Consider the following 17,269-nt stretch of genomic DNA (forward strand, 5'->3'; position numbering starts at 1 on the left):
CGACAGATCCCCAGAGCATGACCGCCCCGTCGTGACGCGCTGCGAATCAGCTCAGGCCGAGCTTCTTCTCGAGGTAGTGGATGTTGACCCCACCTTTCTGGAAGGCGCTGTCACGCACCAGATCCTTCTGCAGGTCGGTGTTGGTCTTGATCCCCTCCACCAGCAGCTCGTCGAGCGCATTGCGCATGCGCACCAGGGCGATCTCGCGATCCGCTCCCCAGGTGATCAGCTTGCCGATCAGCGAGTCGTAGTGGGGCGGCACGGTGTAGCCGGTGTAGATGTGCGAGTCCATGCGCACGCCCAGGCCACCCGGTGGGTGGTAGAGATTGATCTTGCCGGGCGAGGGCATGAAGGTGCGCGAATCCTCGGCGTTGATGCGGCACTCGAAGGCGTGACCGTTGAGCTGGACCTCCTCCTGGCGGATCGACAGGGGCAGGCCGCTGGCGATGCGCAGCTGCTCCTTGACGATATCCACCCCGGTGACCATCTCGGTGACCGGATGCTCCACCTGGACGCGGGTGTTCATCTCGATGAAGAAGAACTGGCCATTCTCGTAGAGGAACTCGAAAGTCCCTGCGCCGCGGTAGTTGATCTCGATACAGGCGTCGGTACACGCCTTGAGCACCTGGGCGCGCGCTTCGGGGTCGAGGTGCGGCGCGGGGGCCTCCTCCAGCACCTTCTGGTGGCGCCGCTGCAGCGAGCAGTCGCGATCATAAAGGTGGATAGCGTTGCCCTGGCCGTCGGCGATCACCTGGACTTCCACGTGACGCGGATTCTCCAGGAACTTCTCCATGTAGACGGTGCCGTCACCGAACGCCGCGGCCGCCTCGGCCCGGGTCACGCTGACCGCCTTGGCCACTTCGTCGTCGTTGCGCACCACGCGCATGCCGCGGCCACCGCCGCCGGCCGCGGCCTTGATGATCACCGGGTAGCCGATGCGCGCGGCGATCCGGCGGATCTCCTCGCCATCCTCCGGCAGCGGGCCGTCGGAGCCGGGCACCGTGGGCACGCCGGCCTCCTTCATGGCGTTGATCGCGCTGACCTTGTCGCCCATCAGGCGAATGGTCTCGGCGCGCGGACCGACGAACACGAAGCCCGAGCGCTCGACCTGCTCGGCAAAGTTGGCGTTCTCGGAGAGGAAGCCGTAACCGGGGTGGATCGCCGTCGAGTCGGTGACTTCGGCGGCACTGATCAGTGCCGGGATATTGAGATAGGACTGCGCGGACGACGCCGGGCCGATACAGACCGCTTCGTCCGCCAGCCGCACGTGCATCAGGTCGCGGTCGGCCTTGGAGTGGACCGCCACGGTCTTGATCCCCAGCTCCTTGCACGCGCGCAGGACGCGCAGCGCAATCTCGCCTCGGTTGGCGATGAGTACCTTGTCCAACATGATGGTTTCGCCCGTGTCGCCTTAGTTGATGATGATCATCGGCTGGTCGAACTCGACCGGCTCGCCATCCTCGACCAGGATTGCCTCGACCACGCCGTCTTTGTCGGCTTCGATCTGGTTCATCATTTTCATCGCTTCGACGATGCACACGGTATCGCCTTTCTTGACGCTCTGCCCGGTTTCCACGAACGCCTTGGCGCCCGGGGCCGGCGAGCGGTAGAAGGTGCCGACCATCGGCGAGGTGACCGCGTGGCCCAGCGGCTGGACCGGTGCCGGTTCGGCCGGGTCGGCGGCCGGAGCGCTCGGCTCGGGCGCATGCTGCGGTGCGTAGTGCATCGACTGGGGCATCATCATCGGCTGCTGAGCGGCACCGAAACCGTGGGGGTGACGGCTGATACGCACCGACTCTTCCCCTTCCTGGATCTCGATTTCGCTGATGTTGGACTCTTCGAGCAGTTCGATGAGTTTCTTGACTTTGCGGATATCCATGGCGATGTCTTGGCTCCGTGATAATGAAAGAAGTGGTGATGATGGCCTAGGGTGGCTAGCGGAAAACCACCCGGAAACCGGCGTGCCCGCGCCAACGCATGGCGTTCAGTCGCGCGCCAGTTGAGCCATGGCCGCGTCCAGCGCCAGGCTGTAGCTGTCGGCGCCGAAACCGGCAATGACGCCGCGCGCGACGTCGGTGAAGTAGGAGTGGGCGCGGAACGGCTCGCGCGCGTGCACGTTCGACAGGTGCAGCTCGATGAACGGAATGGCGACGCCGGTGAGGGCATCGCGCAGCGCCACGCTGGTATGCGTGAAGGCGGCCGGATTGAGCAGGATGAAATCGATCCGCTCCTCGCGGGCACGGTGAACACGTTCGACCAGCTCGTGCTCGGCGTTGGACTGCAGCCACTCGAGCTGGTGCCCGGCGGACAGCGCGCGCTGGGTCAGCATCACGTGGATATCGTCGAGGGTCGTGGTCCCGTAGACCTCGGGCTCGCGGGTACCCAGCAGGTTGAGATTGGGGCCGTTGAGAACCAGTAGTCTAGCCATGCCTGTCCTTGCGCTGTTAACCCTGTCGTACTTCGCTGAGATGACGTCACTTTCATGCAAGATGGCAGCACGAGAGACTCATTTACGCTGCTGCAGGAGTTTGCCGAAAAAAGCTTAGGGTGTCTAGCCTGAGACGCGAACGACGTTCGCTAACCGCCCGTCGGGGGCGTGTTCCGCGGGCTATATCCGCGGGCTATATCCGGGGGCTTGGGCTCGCACCCGGGCGGGCTTCTCAGGTTTTGCACGACAAGTCGGTGAGCGCCGGCAATGTTCGTATAAAGCCTAGCCGCGCTCTGCCGGCGGGGTGATGGCATCGAGATGTGCCGCCAGTGTAGTGGCATCGACCTCACCCTGGATGCGTGCGGCGCGCCTTTCGCCGCTGTTGTCGAAAAACAGCAGTGCCGGCGGACCGAAGAGCCCGTAGCGCGAGAGCAGAGCCCGGCTCGCCGCACTATCGGCGCTGACGTCGGCGCGGATCAGCGTGAACGCGGCCAGGCGCTGGGCCACCGCGGGCGCGGGGAATACCTCGTGCTCCATCACCTGACAGGCGATGCACCAGTCGGCACTGACATCGAGCATCACCGGGCGGCCGTCGCCTCGGGCCTTGTCCAGCGCCGCCTGTAGCTGGGCGTTGTCGGTGACGGTGGTGAACCGGGGGGCCGGGGTGCTGGTCGCGGTGCCATTCGAGATGCGGGGCGCGAGCGGACGCAGTGGGTCGCTGCCGCCCTGGGCGGCGCCCCATGCCAGCGCCACGCCCCACACCAGCAGCAGCCAGCCCACCGCCTGACGCAGCCGCGGCCAGCCCGGCGGTGTGCGCAGATCGAGGGCGCCCAGGGCCAGCGCACAGGCGAGTGCCAGCAGTGCCCACAGCAGCAGGGTCAGCGGCCCTGGCAGCAGCCGCGCCAGCAGCCAGATGGCCAGCCCCAGCAGGAGTACCCCGAAGAGCGCCTTGACCCCATTCATCCAGGCGCCGGCCCGCGGCAGCAGTTGGGCGCCGAAGGTGCCGACGACCACCAGCGGCAGACCCATGCCCAGCCCCAGCGCGAGCAGGGCCAGGGCACCGCCGAGGCTATCGCCGGTGGTGGAGATGAACACCAGCGCGCCGGCCAGCGGCGCCGAGACGCAGGGCGAGACCACCAGCACCGAGAGTGCGCCGGCGGTGGCCAGGCCCAGTGGGCCACTGCGCTGCAGGCGCTGCTGCCAGGCATCCGCACGCTGACGCAGGCGGCTCGGCAGGCGCAGCTCGAAGGCGCCGAACAGGGCGGCGGCAAAGGCGGCGAAGAGCAGGGCCAGCGGAATCAGTACCCATGCCGACTGCAGCCGCGCCTGCAGGTTGAGCGAGGCGCCGAACAGGCCCATCAGGGTGCCGAGCAGGGTAAAGGTAGCGGCCATGCCCGCCACGTAACTGAGCGAGAGCCCCAGGGCGCGCCGCCGCGAGGCGTTCTGGCCAACGATGATGGCGGTCAGGATGGGCAGCATTGGCAACACGCAGGGAGTGAAGGTCAAGCCCACGCCGGCGAGAAAGAAGAGCGCCAGGGTACCCAGCCCCAGACCCTGTCCGAGCAGCGCCTGGAACCGCCCATCGGCGCTGAGCGTTACCGCGCTGCCGGCAGGCTCCCCAGGGGGCGCGCCAGGGGACGCATCAGGGCGGGGCGCTGCGGCGTTCTCGGCAGACTGGCCCAACGGTGCGCTGTCACTGCTCAGCGTCTGAGCGGGTAGCGGATCGGCCTGGGGTAGAGGATCGGCCTGGGGTAGCGGATCGGATAGAGGCAACGAATCGGCCTGGGGTAGCGGATCGGATAGCGGTGACGAATCGGCCTGGGAGGGTGACTCGAATCGCGGGTTGGCGTCGGCGCGGTGATTGCCGTCGGAGGCCAGGGGTGACGCCTGGGCATCGTCGCTGGCATCGGTGAACGCCGCTGGGGCGCCCCCGGCGCGGGCTGTGAGGCGCCAGTGCGCCGGCGGATAGCACAGGCCGGCATCGGCGCAGCCCTGGAAACTCAGTGTCAGCGCCAACGACGTGTCACCCCGCCGGGTGGCGGTCTCGGGTAGCGGAGCGCTCAGCACCACGGCATCGCGGAAGATATGCACGGGTCCCAGATAGGGATCCTGCTTGAACGTCCCGGGGGGTATCTTCAGCGGTGTCAGCGCCTCACCGTTGGCGTCCGTCAGGGCGAAGCGCTGGCGATAGAGGTAGTGGCCGGGGCGGGCACGCACGCCGACATAGACGCGTTCGGCGTCATGCCAGGCGTAGGCGTGGAAGGCCTCGGTCACCGGCAGGAACTCGGCCGGCTCGGCGCTGGCGAAGGGCGACGTGTCGCGAGGCGAGGAGAACGGGCTCTGGGCCAGCGCCAGTGGCGTCAGCAGGCAGAGCGCGAGGATGAGCAAGCAGCGCGAGAGAAACGACATCCGTGACACGGGATCCTGAGCGGGTGGACGGGGCTGGGTGCGGTGAACTGGCAGGCCGCTGCCGTTTGGAGCGCGCCACGCGGCAAAAGTGCCCCACGGTGGCGCCCGCGGGCCCCTGGCAGCTTGCCTCCGGCCTGCAGCGAAAGGCGAGCTGCGCGCCGCGGGTTGCATGATAGGATAAGTGACAAACCTCTCCCACTGCCCTCAACTTCGTCAAGACAAGGATCGTCCATGGCTCTGTTCCGCAAGAAGGCGCCACTGTCGCGCACCGAGGTCCTCGAAACCCCGCAGTATGGCTGGATCTGGAAACCGCTGGTGGCGCTGGTGGCGATCTACCTGCTGATCTGCATCGTGCTGGGCATCTGGTGGAGCTGGACGCCGTCGCCGGTGGATCCGCGCCAGGCGGTGGCGATGCAGCGCGGCGCGCCGCAGAGCGGTGGCGAGAGCCAGGCGCCAGCGGCGATCAAACCCGGCGAGGCGCTGCTGGCGACCAACATCGAACTGCTCGATACCCTGCTCGACAAGCCTGGCGGCTATCTGCGCAATGATGTCATGCCGCCGGGCCTGTGGCTCGACAACATGCCCAGTTGGGAGGCCGGTGTGACCCAGCAGGTGCAGGATTCGGTCGCCTCGCTCGGCAGCGCGCTGGAGGTTGGCCAGGCGCCGCTCAAGGCCGCCGACGAAGCGCTCGCCGGCGATCTCGACAGCTGGCGCTGGCCCGAGTCGGAGACGCTGCTGCGCGCGGCGCGCAACAATCTCGGGGAGGCCTTCTCGGCGCTCGAGAACACCGGTGCCGGCACCCCGGGCCAGGGTGCGGCGGCCTCGACCCCGGCGCCCAGCGCGCCAGGCGCCGACGCACTCAGCGCCTGGCTGGCCCAGGTGCAGAGCCGGCTAGAAACCCAGACGCAGGCGCTGGCGGCCGCCGTCGGGCGCTCGCCGGGGGGCGGTCAGGCGGTCGAGAGCACCCCGTGGTTCCGTATCGACAACGTCTTCTTCAAGACCCGCGGCACCACCTGGGCACTGCTGCAGCTGATGCAGGCGGCGCGCATCGACTATGCCGAGGTGATCGAGAAGGCGGGGCAGGGCGAGGCTTTCGATCAGTTGATCGCCGAACTCAAGGCGTCCCAGGCTCAGGTGTGGAGCCCGGTGATCCTCAACGGTTCGGGCTTCGGCTTCTTCGCCAACCACTCGCTGATGATGGCCAACTATACCGTGCGGGCGACGCAGTTGATCGGCAAGATCCGCAGCGCGCTGTAAGTTGCGCGGGCGCATCGCCGCGGCGTTGCCGGATACGCCCCATCAAAACCACAAGCGCCGCCCCAAGAGGGCGGCGCTTGTGATTGGGCAGGTCGCGATCGCGGTGCCCGGATAGGCGCGACTTACTCGCTGGCATAAGCGGCGACGGCCTTCTCGATCGCCTTGCGCGCGGCATCGGCACCGTCCCAGGAGTCGATCTTGACCCATTTGCCCTTCTCGAGATCCTTGTAGTTCTCGAAGAAGTGGGCGATCTGCTGGCGCAGCAGCTCGGGCAGGTCGGTCACTTCGTGGACATCGTCGTAGAGCGCGGTGAGTTTCTGGTGCGGCACGCAGACCAGCTTGGCATCTTCACCGGCTTCATCCGACATGTTGAGCACGCCGACCGGACGCGCACGGATCACGCTGCCGGGCTGCACCGGGTAGGGCGTGACCACCAGGGCGTCGAGTGGGTCGCCGTCGTCGGCCAGGGTGTGCGGAATGAAACCGTAGTTGGCCGGGTAGAACATCGGCGTGGCCATGAAGCGATCCACCACCAGGGCATCCATGTCCTTGTCGATTTCGTACTTGATCGGCGCGTGGTTGGCGGGAATCTCGATCGCCACGTACACGTCGTTGGGGAGATCCTTTCCGGCGGGAATCTTGTCGAAACTCATCATCGAGTCCTTGCGGTTTGCAGGTTGAACACCAGCGGGCGAAAATCCCACGGATTATACGAATAGGCTAGGCCGATTACCAATCCGTGCCCGGCATCCGCGCGTCGGGAAACGGCCGCCGCCGGCACATACCACCCGTGGGGAGAAGATCGTTGTCGAATAGCTCGCTGTCGCTGACCTACGGTCAGGCCTTCGTGGCGCCGGATCAGCACCGCCACCGCAGCTCGATGTCGGTGCAGATTCCCCAGGGCGAGGCGCTGCAGGCCAAGGGCGGATGCGCGCTGATCAGTGACTCCACCTGGCGCAACTCGATCGCCAAGCAGGCCGGCGATCTCAGTGTGCGCGGCTTCCTCGCCGACTACTACTCGACCCCCGAGCACTGGGACGTCAAGACCTCGGCCACCCGCGTATTGCGCGCCCTCAACAGCTGGTGCTACAGCCAGAGCGGCTATATCGAGGGTGGCAGCTATATCTGCTCGCTGTCGGCGATGATCTTCCACCAGCGCCAGGCACACCTGTTCCACATGGGCGATACCCTGGTGTTTCGCATCCGCGGTGCCGAGTTCGAGCAGCTGACCCGCGACCACGTCACCGACCTCGGCGGCTATCGCTACCCCTCGCGGGCCCTGGGCATGGATGGGCATGTCGATATCGACTACTCGACCTTTACCCTCAAGCAGGGAGACCTGTTCCTGTTCATGACCCAGGCGGTGCGCGGCACTTTGGTGCCCTCCGAGTACGTGCAGCTGATCCGCGCCGACGTCAGCGATCTCGATGCGGCCTGCGAGCGGCTGACCGCGGCGGCCAACCAGCGCGCCAGCGAGCGGGGCTACAACGCCAACCAGTTCTGCTTCCAACTGGTGCGGGTCGACCGTCTACCGGAGGTCGAATCGGAGGAGTCGCCGCGTCTGTTTCATCACCTGCCGGTGCCGCCGGAGGTGAGCCCGGGGGATCGCCTCGATGGCCTGGAGATCGTCTCGGTGCTGTCGCGCACCCCCCGCGCCCGGGTCTATCACGTGCGCGACGCGCGCAGCGGCCGCGACATGGTCATGAAGGCGCCGAGTCCGGAGCTGTCGCCGCGCAACGTCTATCTCGAGCACTTCGGTCTGCAGCAGCGGGTGGTCGAGCGCATCAACTCGCCGTTCGTGGTCAAGGTGGTCGAGGCTGAGCGGACGCGGCGCTATCTCTACTATCTGATGGCCTACGTCGAGGGGCACTCGCTCAGCGAGTGGCTGCGGTTGCATCCGCAGACGAGCCTGGCGCAGCGCCTGGAGATCGCGCGTCAGTTGGTCAAGGCGGTGCAGGCGCTGCATCGTCATGAGGTGCTGCATCAGCATCTGCACCCGGACAACATCCTGATCGATCGCCACGGCAACCTGGTGCTGACCGATTTCGGCGCCTGCCATCGGCGGGACAGCGATACCCAGGGCGTGGCGCGGGAGCTGGCGCGGCAGGTGGGGCTGACCGAGCACAGTGCGCCCGAGTATGCCCTCGACACTGAGGTGGGGCGGCGCAGCGATCAGTATTCACTCGCCTCCACCATCTACTGGATGCTGACCGGTCACCTGCCCTATACCCAGCTGCCCAACCATCTGCGCAGCCATACCGATCTGGAGCAGATGACCTACCGCCGTGCACGCTTGAGCAATCCCGCCATCAGTGAAGATCTCGACGATGCCCTGCGGCGTTCGCTCGATCCGCTGCGCGCCCTGCGCTTCCGGCGCATCTCCGAGTTCGCCTACCGCCTGCGGCCCAAGCCCCGCGCCCAGACCGACACCCAGCGCCCGCCGTGGCGCGAGCCGGCCAACGTGTGGCAGGCGATCGCCACGGTGCTGCTGTTGCTGCTGATTCTCTCCTGGTGGCTGAAGTAGCGGTTGCAGCGGGGGCTGAGTCACGGCTGAAGTGACACCGTCGACGGCCTGAGCGACGCCGCGCAGGGCGATGGCCGCGACGGCAACGATACCGCAACGAAAAGGGGCCCCGGCGCGCAATGCGCCGGGGCCCTCGGGTGTGGCAGCCGGCGATCTGCTCTCCGGCTTAGCTCGGTCGGTGCCTGGTCAGCCCGGCATGCCCAGCCAGTTGGGCAGGCCCAGGGAGATGAACGGCACGTAGGTGATCAGCAGCAGGAACGACACCAGCAGGATCAGCCACGGCGCCGAGGCGCGGATGACCGTGGTCAGCGGCTGTCCGGTCACCGCCGAGGCGACGAACAGGTTGAGCCCGGTGGGCGGCGTCAGCATGCCGATCTCCATGTTGACCACCATGATCACGCCCAGATGGATCGGATCGATGCCCAGCTGCATGGCGATCGGGAACAGGATCGGGGCCAGGATCAGGATGATCGCCGAGGGCTCCATGAAGCTGCCGGCGATCAGCAGCACCACATTGAGCACCAGCAGGAAGGTGATCGGCGAGAAGCCCTGTTCGACCACCCACTGGGTGATGGTCTGGGGGATCTGCTCGGTGGTCAGCACGTGGGCGAACAGCATCGCATTGGCGATGATGAACATCAGCACGATGCTCAGGCGCGCCGCGTCCAGGATCACCCGCGGGCATTCGCGGATGCCGATGTCGCGATAGACCACCAGCGAGACGAAGGCGGCGTAGACGGCAGCCACCGCGGCGGCTTCGGTCGGCGTGAAGATGCCCGAGTAGATCCCGCCGAGGATCACCACGATCAGCAACAGGCCCCACAGCGACTTGCGCGCCGCACGCAGCCATTCGCTCACGCTGACCCGGGGTTGGGCCGGCATCTTCTTGATCCGCGCGATGACGTAGATCGCCAGCATCAGCAGAAAGCCGAGCAGCAGCCCCGGCACCACGCCGGCCATGAACAGCTTGCCCACCGAGGTCGAGGTCGCGGCGGCATAGACCACCATGACGATCGACGGCGGGATCAGGATGCCCAGGGTGCCGGCGTTACAGACGATACCGGTGGCGAAGCTGCGGGTATAACCGGAGCGCACCATGCCTGCGATCACGATCGAGCCCACCGCCGCCACGGTGGCGGGAGAGGAGCCGGAGAGGGCGGCGAACAGTACGCACGCCAGCACCGAGGCGATCGGCAGGCCGCCGCGTAAATGGCCGACGGTGGCGTTGGCGAAATCGATCAGTCGCCGGGCCACGCCGCCACTGGTCATGAAGGCGCCGGAGAGCAGGAAGAACGGGATCGCCAGCAGGGTGTAGTGATCCGCGGTGGCGAACAGCTTGATCGCCAGCGACTGCAGCGAGTCCTGGCTGAACAGCAGGATCGTCAGCGCGCTCGACAGCCCCAGGGAGACCGCGATCGGCACGCCGATGAACATTAAGACGAACAGGGAGATGAACAGAAAGGCGATGGTCACGGCGTGGTTCTCCGGGTGTCGCTGTCCGTATCGGATTCCTGAGCCAGCGCCAGCGCGTCGCTGACTTCGCTGCTCTGCTCCAGACCCAACTGCTGGCCGCGCAGGATACGCACCAGAACTTCGATCAGTCGCGCGATGATCAGGCCGAAGCCGAGGGGCTCGATCAGCGCCACGTGCCACTCCTTGAGCCCGAACATGCCGAGATCCTCGGCACCGATGCCGCTGATCTGCAGCGAATCGACCCACTGGGCGCTCGATACCATCAGCAGGCCCGCATAGGCCATGAAGACCAGGCAGCTGAGCACACCGCAGGCGCGCTGCCAGCGCTCCGGCAGCAGGCGCACCAGCAGATCGACACCAATGTGCGCGCCGACGCGTACGCCGTAGGCGATGCCCAGGAAGATCAGCCAGGCGAAGATGGTGGTGGTCATCGCCAGGCTCCAGGTCATCTCCTGACCGATGCCCAGCAGCCAGTCGCCTACGGCGAAGGCCGGCGTCTCCAGCGCCGGATAGGCGTCGCCGAGGTCGTAGAAGACGTTATAGAGATTGGTGACGACCACGTAGAAGAAGGTCAGCAGGGTCATCACCGCCAACAGGAGGGCCACCAGGCCCTCCTCGAGTGAATTCCAGATGCGCATGAGCATGGGGAATGGGCGCTCAGTTGGCGTTGTTGGACTGCTGCGCCGCGTCGATCAGGTCGCTGCCGATCTCGTCGCGGAACTCGTCGATCACCGGCGCCATGGCGTCGCGCCATGCCTTGACCTGCTCCGGGGTGAGCTCGTGGATCTTGGTGGTGCCACTGCTGGCGATGCTCTGCTTGGCCTCTTCGTTGAGCTGGTCGGCCTTCTCGTTCACCGAGGTGGTCACTTCGGCGATGATCTCGTTCAGGGTGGTGCGCACGTCGTCGGGCAGGCCGTTCCAGAACTTGGCGTTGGTGATGAGCATGTAGTCGAGCACGCCGTTGTTGGACTCGGTCATGTCGCTCTGCACTTCGTTCCACTTCTGGGTGTAGATGTTCGACCAGGTATTGCCGCCCTGACCGTCGATGACGCCGGTCTGCATGCCCTGGTAGACCTCACCGAAGGCCATCTTGCGCGGAATCGCGTGGAGCTCCTTGATCTGGGCCGCGAGCACGTCGGAAGGCTCGACGCGCAGCTTCAGGCCGCGGGCGTCACGCGGTTCGATCAGCGGCTTGTCGGCGGTCAGCTGGCGCATGCCGTTGTGCCAGTAGGCCAGACCCAGAATGTCGTGGTCCTGCATCGACTCGAGAATCTGCTTGCCGCCGGGGCCTTGCTCGAAACGGGTGACCGCATTCATGTCGTCGAACAGGAACGGCAGGTCCATCAGCTGGACGCTGGGGCTGTACTCGCCGAGCTTGGCCATGGAGGGAGCGAGCAGCTGGACATCGCCGGTGAGCAGCGCGTTGAGACCCTTGGTATCGTCGTAGAGCGAGGAGTTGGGGTAGACCTCGATCTTGACCTTGTCACCCAGGCGCTCCTTGACCAGCTTCTGCAGCATCTGGGCGCCTTCACCCTTGGGCGTGTCGTTGGCTACCACGTGGGAGAACTTGATCACGATCGGGTCCTGGGCCTGGGCGCCGGTGGCACCGCTCAGCAGAATAGCGAAACCGATGGCGCCTGCCAGTGTTTTTCGATTGATCAGAGACATGGCACTTGTCACTCCTGGATTGTTGTGTGTCGCGGTTGCGTCGAAGCCGGTTCGGCATCTCGACGGCGATGCCCGTGAATTATGCGGGGTGATTTGTATCTGCGTATATCAATCTTTGGTGGAAAAGAATGTTAATCGGAGGTCGGTTTAGAAAGTTTATTTTTGATTTAATAAGTTTAAAAAGTAGAAAATGGTGCTGCGTTTTTTGTGTCTATTTCTCTTCCCGTGGATTGAAAATCACATTAAAACAATCGGTTATGTGGATGTTTGGAGTGTCGATGGCCGAGTGGCGCATCGACACGGTGGATGAAAAGCGGCGTCATCGCCAAAAGACAGCCCTTGGGATGCTCCGCCAAGTCGCGAGGGAAAAAATTTGCCTGTTGACACAAGTTAACGCGCTGTCACTGGCGGCGAGAGGGCGTTGACGGGTAGATCAGCCGTCGCCATCTCTCGCCGCTCTCTGCCATGATCCTCTTGAGCCGCCCTGGTCCGCGGCGCTATTCCGCCAGAAGCCGTCAGCCGCGCTCGGCGGCGCGCGCCAGCAGACGTCGGGCGCGTTCGATCACTGGGGCGTCGATCATCGCGCCGTCGACCTGGGCGGCGTCGTCACCCTGTGCCGCTGCCGCCATCACCCGCCGCGCCCAGTCGAGGGTATCCGGCGACGGCGTCAGGCCGCGATGGACCGGAGCGATCTGGGCCGGATGGATACACAGCATGCCGCCGAAGCCCATGCCTGCGGCGCGCCGGGCGACCTGCTCGACGCGTTCCGGATCACCAAACGCCGGCAGCACCGTCTCCAGCGGTGGCGCCAGCCCGGCCAGGCGGGAGTGGAGCACTAGCTGGTAGCGGGTCTGGTCGAGCAGCATCTCGCCGCCCTCGGTGTCCGGCTCGCTGCCGAGGTCGACGCTCAGGTCCAGGGCGCCGAAGCTGAGTCGCTCGACCCCATCCACCCGGCTCAAGGCGGCGAGCGCCTCCAGGCCCGCCGCACTCTCGATCAGTGGCATCAGCGGCCGTCCGAGGCTGGCCGCCCGGATGAGCGACTCAGGGGTCTCTGCCTTGGGGATCACCAGTCCGGCGATGCCGGAATGGTCGCGACAGAGATCCAGGTCTGCGGCGAAGTCGGCGCTCTCCGGGGCGTTGACGCGCACCCACACGCGCGCCTCGGGCAGCGCCGCCAGCGCGTCGAGCAGGGCGCGACGCGCGGCGGCCTTGGCGTTGCCGGCGACGGCATCCTCGAGATCGACGATCACAGTGTCGGCGCCGCTCGTCAGCGCCTTGGGAATGCGCTCCGGGCGGTTGGCGGGCACGAACAGCGCCGAGCGCAGGCCGGGGCGGGAACGTGGGGCGGCATCGGGGCGAGAGGACATCGGTATCTCCGGCAAGGGTAATGAACCAAGACCACAGAGGGTGTCTACAAAATGCCTGCGCTCGATGATACGGCGTTGAAATCGACCTCAAAGTACTCATTTACACCACGCAAACTCCGTCTTTTCGGCCGATTTCGCCTTGTCTCGCCTTCGCTCGTCGAATTTGTAAACACCCTCGGGGCATGGCGTGAACTCAGATCGTACCGCGTTCGCGCAGCGTCGCCAGCATCTCGGCATCGTAGCCGAGGCCGGCGAGAATGGCATCGGTGTGCTCGCCCAGGGCGGGAACCGCCGCCATACGCGCGGTATAGGCGCTGTTGCGTCCCGGTGGCAGCAGTGCCGGGAGCGGGCCGCTGGGGCTTGCCACCTCGCGCCAGGCATCACGGGCGGCGAGCTGGGGGTGCTGCCAGACGTCGGCCATGGTGTTGACGTGGGCATTGGCAATCTGGGCTGCATCGAGGCGCGCGATCACCTGCGCCGCACTCAGCTCGGCAAACGCCGCTTCGATGATCGCGCGCAGGGCGTCGCGGTGCTGCGAGCGCTTGGCGTTGGCGTCGAAGCGCGCATCCTTGGCCAGCTCGGGGCGGCACAGCACCTGGTCGCAGAACAGCTGCCACTCGCGCTCGTTCTGCAGTCCCAGCATCACCGTGCCGCCATCGCCGGCGGGGAAAGGGCCGTAGGGGTAGATGGTCGAGTGGGAAGCGCCGGCCCGGGGCGGCGGCGGCGCGCCGTCATAGGCGTAGTAGAGCGGGTAGCCCATCCACTCGACCAGGCTCTCGAGCATCGAGACCTCGATCCGCGAGCCTTCGCCGCTGCGCCCGCGCAGCAGCAGGGCGTTGAGAATACTGGTGTAGGCGTACATGCCGGCGGCGATGTCGGCCACCGAGCAGCCCGCCTTGGCCAGGGCGTCCGGCGCCGGCCCACCGGTCACCGAGAGAAAGCCCGCCTCGCTCTGGATCAGCAGGTCGTAGGCCTTCTTGCTGGCGTAGGGGCCACCTTCGCCGTAGCCGGAGATATCGCACACGATCAGCCTCGGATAGCGCGCATGCAGGGTGTCGAAGTCGAGCCCCATGCGCGCCGCCGCGCCCGGGGCCAGGTTCTGTACCAGCACGTCGGCCTCGGCCAGCATGGCGTCGAGAATCGGCTGCGCCTCGGTGTGCTTGAGATCGAGGGTCAGGCTCTCCTTGGCACGGTTGGTCCACACGAAGTGCGACGAAAGCCCGGCGACACGGGTGTCGTAGCCGCGGGCGAAGTCGCCCACGGCGGGGCGTTCGATCTTGATCACCCGGGCGCCCTGGTCTGCGAGCTGGCGGGTGCAGAAGGGCGCGGCGATGGCGTGCTCCAGGCTCAGCACGGTGATGCCGTCGAGTGGGCGCAGGGTTTGGGTCATGGCGGTCTCCGATGGCGGATCGCGGATTCAGAACGAGCGCGGCAGTCCCAGCAGGTGCTCGGCGACGTAGGAGAGAATCAGATTGGTGGAGATCGGCGCGACCTGATAGAGCCGGGTCTCGCGGAACTTGCGCTCGATGTCGTACTCGGTGGCGAAGCCGAAGCCGCCATGGGTCTGCAGGCAGACGTTGGCCGCCTCCCACGACGCCTTGGCTGCCAGGTACTTGGCCATGTTGGCGCTGGCGCCGGCGGGCAGACCGGCATCGAACGCCTGGCACGCCTGCCAGCGCATCAGATCGGCGGCCTCGACCTCGATGTGGGCCTCGGCGATGGGGAACTGCACCCCCTGGTTCTGGCCGATGGGGCGGTCGAACACGACCCGCTCGCCGGCATAGCGGCTGGCCTTGTCGATGAACCAGCGGCCATCGCCGATGCACTCCGCGGCGATCAGGGTGCGCTCGGCGTTGAGCCCGTCGAGAATATAGCGAAAGCCCTTGCCCTCCTCGCCGATCAGGGTATCGACGGGCAGTTCGAGATCGTCGAAGAACAGCTCGTTGGTCTCGTGGCCCACCATGTTGTCGATGGGTTGCACGCGCATGCCCTGACCGATCGCCTGGTGCAGGTCGACCAGGAAGATCGACATGCCGTCGGCCTTGCGCTGGACCTCGGCGAGCGGCGTGGTACGCGCCAGCAGAATCATCAGATCGGAGTGCTGGACCCGCGAGATCCACACCTTCTGGCCGTTGACCACGTAGCGGTCACCGCGTTTGACCGCGGTGGTCTTGATCTTGGTGGTATCGGTGCCGGTGCTCGGTTCGGTGACGCCCATCGACTGCAGGCGCAGCTCGCCGCTGGCCAGGCGCGGCAGAATCGCCGCTTTCTGCGCCTCGCTGCCGTGCTTGAGCAGGGTCGCCATGTTGTACATCTGGCCGTGCACGAAGCCGGCATTGCCGCCGCAGCGATTGACCTCTTCCAGAATCACGCTGGCCTCCGCCAGGCCCAGGCCGGAGCCGCCGTAGGCCTCGGGGATCATGGCGGCGAGCCAGCCGGCGCGGGTCAGCTCGTCGACGAACTGCTCGGGGAATCCCTGGCTCGCGTCGATGGCGCGCCAGTAGTCGCCACCATAGGGTTTGCACAGGCTGCGCACGCCGTCGCGAATGGCTTCCAGGGCGTCGTGGTCGATGGGAGCGATCATGTGCGCGGGGCCTCCGGGTCGGCAGGGGTATCGAATTCGAGCATGGCGCGCTGGGCCGGGCCGTCGGCGTTGCCGGCGGTCAGCTCGGCCTGGCCGGGGCCGACGAGCCGGCCGCCGACCTCGAAGGGGCGATCGGCGAACAGCGGGCGCAGGCCGCGATAGCGCAGGCGGCGCGGTCTCGCCTCGGGGTTGGCCTGGCTGAAGGCGTGCAGCAGCAGGGTGGCGATCAGCGGGCCGTGCACCACCAGGCCGGGATAGCCCTCGGTGGCGGTGGCGTAGGGCCAGTCATAGTGGATGCGGTGGCCGTTGAAGGTGGCCGCGGAGTAGCGGAACAGCAGTACCGGATCGGGCTGAACGGTCTGTGACCAGTCCGCCGGCGGCATCGGTTCGTCCAGCGCCAGCTTGGGGGCGCTGGGCTGGCGATAGACGATCCGCTGGGTCTCGCGGAGCGACACGCTGCCCGCCTGGTGGTATTCGTGCTCGACGGCGACGAACAGCAGCGAGCCGCTGCGCCCGGGCTTCTCCTCGATCGATGCCACCCGCGAGTGGCGCTCGGCGTCGCACGCCACGCGCAGTGGGGTGAGGAACTCGAACTCGCCGCCGGCCCACATGCGCTGGCGGCCCTCCGCCGGCGGCAGGAATCCGCCACGGGTCGGGTGGCCATCGTCGCCGATGCCCTCCGGCGGTGTCGGCAGTTGAAAGAACGCCCAGTGCCAGAGCGGCGGCAGTGGGGCCTGGTCTGCGGGGCAGGGTTGGCCGAGGGTGGCCGCGAGGCGGGCGACCAGGGCGCTATCGAGGCGATCCCGGCACTGTTCGCGGCGATCGAGCCATTGGGCCAGCGGGGTTGTCGACATGAGTGGGTCCACGCACGAGAGGAGTGAGTGGGTTCAGCATGTCGCGTCCCGCCGGCGACGAGAATCTGGCAATGCGGACGGGGGCGTTAGGTTTTGCCGAATACGACTTTGGTCGGGCTCGTGGCTCGGCGTTCTGGGCTAGAACTGGCTCGCAGGGGTACAGCAACTCACCAGCCGACAGGGCTCGTCACCGGTGTTGCGAAAGCGGTGGGGCACGTGGGTATCGAAGTAGTAGGCCTCGCCGGGGCAGAGTTCGCGCACCTGGGCGCCGATGGTGATCTCGATCCGCCCCTCCAGTACCACGCCGGCCTCTTCGCCGCGGTGGGCGATCATCTCGCGTCCGGTATCGGCACCGGGCGGATAGGTCTCGATCATGAAGGAGAGCGCGCGGTTTTCGCGGTTGGCGCCGACCAGGCGATAGATCACCGCATTGGTGGCGACGTTGGGCAGTTCATCGACGCTGTAGAAGACCTGATTGCGGCTCTCCAGCTCGAAGGTGAAGAAGTCGCCGACGCTGATCGGGATGGCGTCGAGAATCTTCTTCAAGGAACTCACCGAGGGGCTGACCTTGCCCTGTTCGATCAGCGACAGGCTGGAGTGGGTGACGCCGCAGCGCTTGGCCAGCTCGCGCTGGGAAATACCGCGCAGGTTGCGCAGGCTGCGCAGTCTTGGGCCGACATCGTCGGACATCGCGTTCTCCTCTCG

15 protein-coding genes are annotated in these 17,269 nt (G+C 66.4%); 2 read left to right on the forward strand and 13 right to left on the reverse strand.

Going from position 1 to position 17,269, the window contains the following annotated elements; translation table 11 throughout:
* Positions 1 to 46: 46 nt before the first annotated feature.
* The 4 genes from accC to dsbD all read right to left on the reverse strand — a co-directional run bounded on the left by accC (position 47) and on the right by dsbD (position 4,837).
* Positions 47 to 1,390 carry an acetyl-CoA carboxylase biotin carboxylase subunit gene (accC, locus tag DOM67_RS10365; RefSeq protein WP_110675554.1) on the reverse strand — a complete coding sequence of 448 codons (1,344 nt, stop codon included), beginning with the start codon at positions 1,388 to 1,390 and terminating at the stop codon, positions 47 to 49.
* A 21-nt stretch (positions 1,391 to 1,411) separates the two neighbouring features.
* Complete coding sequence (accB, locus tag DOM67_RS10370) at positions 1,412 to 1,879, reverse strand: acetyl-CoA carboxylase biotin carboxyl carrier protein (RefSeq protein ID WP_110675555.1); 468 nt, start codon at positions 1,877 to 1,879, stop codon at positions 1,412 to 1,414.
* A 105-nt stretch (positions 1,880 to 1,984) separates the two neighbouring features.
* On the reverse strand, positions 1,985 to 2,428 hold the full coding sequence (gene aroQ, locus DOM67_RS10375; RefSeq protein WP_110675556.1) for a type II 3-dehydroquinate dehydratase: 444 nt from the start codon (positions 2,426 to 2,428) through the stop codon (positions 1,985 to 1,987).
* Positions 2,429 to 2,710: 282 nt separating this feature from the next.
* Positions 2,711 to 4,837 (reverse strand): protein-disulfide reductase DsbD, encoded by a 2,127-nt coding sequence (dsbD, locus tag DOM67_RS10380; protein WP_232825205.1) that lies wholly within the window; start codon positions 4,835 to 4,837, stop codon positions 2,711 to 2,713.
* Between the two features lie 231 nt (positions 4,838 to 5,068).
* Between dsbD and DOM67_RS10385 the strand changes: the two genes are divergently transcribed.
* The gene (locus DOM67_RS10385) at positions 5,069 to 6,094 is read left to right on the forward strand and encodes a DUF2333 family protein (RefSeq protein WP_110675557.1); all 1,026 of its coding nucleotides are present in this window, start codon (positions 5,069 to 5,071) and stop codon (positions 6,092 to 6,094) included.
* 122 nt (positions 6,095 to 6,216) lie between these two features.
* Here DOM67_RS10385 and ppa read toward each other — a convergent pair whose 3' ends face one another.
* Positions 6,217 to 6,747 carry an inorganic diphosphatase gene (gene ppa / locus DOM67_RS10390; RefSeq protein WP_035469412.1) on the reverse strand — a complete coding sequence of 177 codons (531 nt, stop codon included), beginning with the start codon at positions 6,745 to 6,747 and terminating at the stop codon, positions 6,217 to 6,219.
* A 152-nt stretch (positions 6,748 to 6,899) separates the two neighbouring features.
* Between ppa and DOM67_RS10395 the strand changes: the two genes are divergently transcribed.
* A complete protein-coding gene (locus tag DOM67_RS10395) occupies positions 6,900 to 8,618 on the forward strand; it encodes a bifunctional protein-serine/threonine kinase/phosphatase (protein ID WP_110675558.1) in 1,719 nt (572 codons plus the stop codon).
* 186 nt (positions 8,619 to 8,804) lie between these two features.
* On the opposite strand, the gene DOM67_RS10400 is transcribed toward DOM67_RS10395, so the two are convergent.
* The 8 genes from DOM67_RS10400 to DOM67_RS10435 form a co-directional block, all read right to left on the reverse strand.
* On the reverse strand, positions 8,805 to 10,091 hold the full coding sequence (locus DOM67_RS10400) for a TRAP transporter large permease (RefSeq protein WP_110675559.1): 1,287 nt from the start codon (positions 10,089 to 10,091) through the stop codon (positions 8,805 to 8,807).
* A complete protein-coding gene (locus DOM67_RS10405) occupies positions 10,088 to 10,696 on the reverse strand; it encodes a TRAP transporter small permease (protein WP_232825206.1) in 609 nt (202 codons plus the stop codon). Before DOM67_RS10405 ends, DOM67_RS10400 begins: the two co-directional genes overlap by 4 nt.
* 52 nt (positions 10,697 to 10,748) lie before the next feature.
* A complete protein-coding gene (locus tag DOM67_RS10410; protein ID WP_110675560.1) occupies positions 10,749 to 11,759 on the reverse strand; it encodes a TRAP transporter substrate-binding protein in 1,011 nt (336 codons plus the stop codon).
* A gap of 515 nt (positions 11,760 to 12,274) precedes the next feature.
* A complete protein-coding gene (locus DOM67_RS10415) occupies positions 12,275 to 13,126 on the reverse strand; it encodes a CoA ester lyase (RefSeq protein WP_110675561.1) in 852 nt (283 codons plus the stop codon).
* A gap of 193 nt (positions 13,127 to 13,319) precedes the next feature.
* Positions 13,320 to 14,516 carry a CaiB/BaiF CoA-transferase family protein gene (locus DOM67_RS10420; RefSeq protein WP_110675562.1) on the reverse strand — a complete coding sequence of 399 codons (1,197 nt, stop codon included), beginning with the start codon at positions 14,514 to 14,516 and terminating at the stop codon, positions 13,320 to 13,322.
* A 27-nt stretch (positions 14,517 to 14,543) separates the two neighbouring features.
* Entirely contained in the window at positions 14,544 to 15,710 is a 1,167-nt protein-coding gene (locus DOM67_RS10425; RefSeq protein WP_198651782.1) for an acyl-CoA dehydrogenase family protein, read from the reverse strand.
* Positions 15,707 to 16,564, reverse strand: a complete 858-nt coding sequence (locus tag DOM67_RS10430; RefSeq protein WP_110675563.1) for a MaoC family dehydratase N-terminal domain-containing protein — start codon at positions 16,562 to 16,564, stop codon at positions 15,707 to 15,709. The genes DOM67_RS10425 and DOM67_RS10430 overlap by 4 nt, the downstream gene beginning before the upstream one ends.
* A gap of 138 nt (positions 16,565 to 16,702) precedes the next feature.
* Entirely contained in the window at positions 16,703 to 17,254 is a 552-nt protein-coding gene (locus DOM67_RS10435; RefSeq protein WP_110675564.1) for a cupin domain-containing protein, read from the reverse strand.
* Positions 17,255 to 17,269 lie beyond the last annotated feature (15 nt).

It is taken from the genome of Salinicola sp. RZ23, assembly GCF_003206675.1.
GTDB lineage: Bacteria > Pseudomonadota > Gammaproteobacteria > Pseudomonadales > Halomonadaceae > Salinicola > Salinicola endophyticus.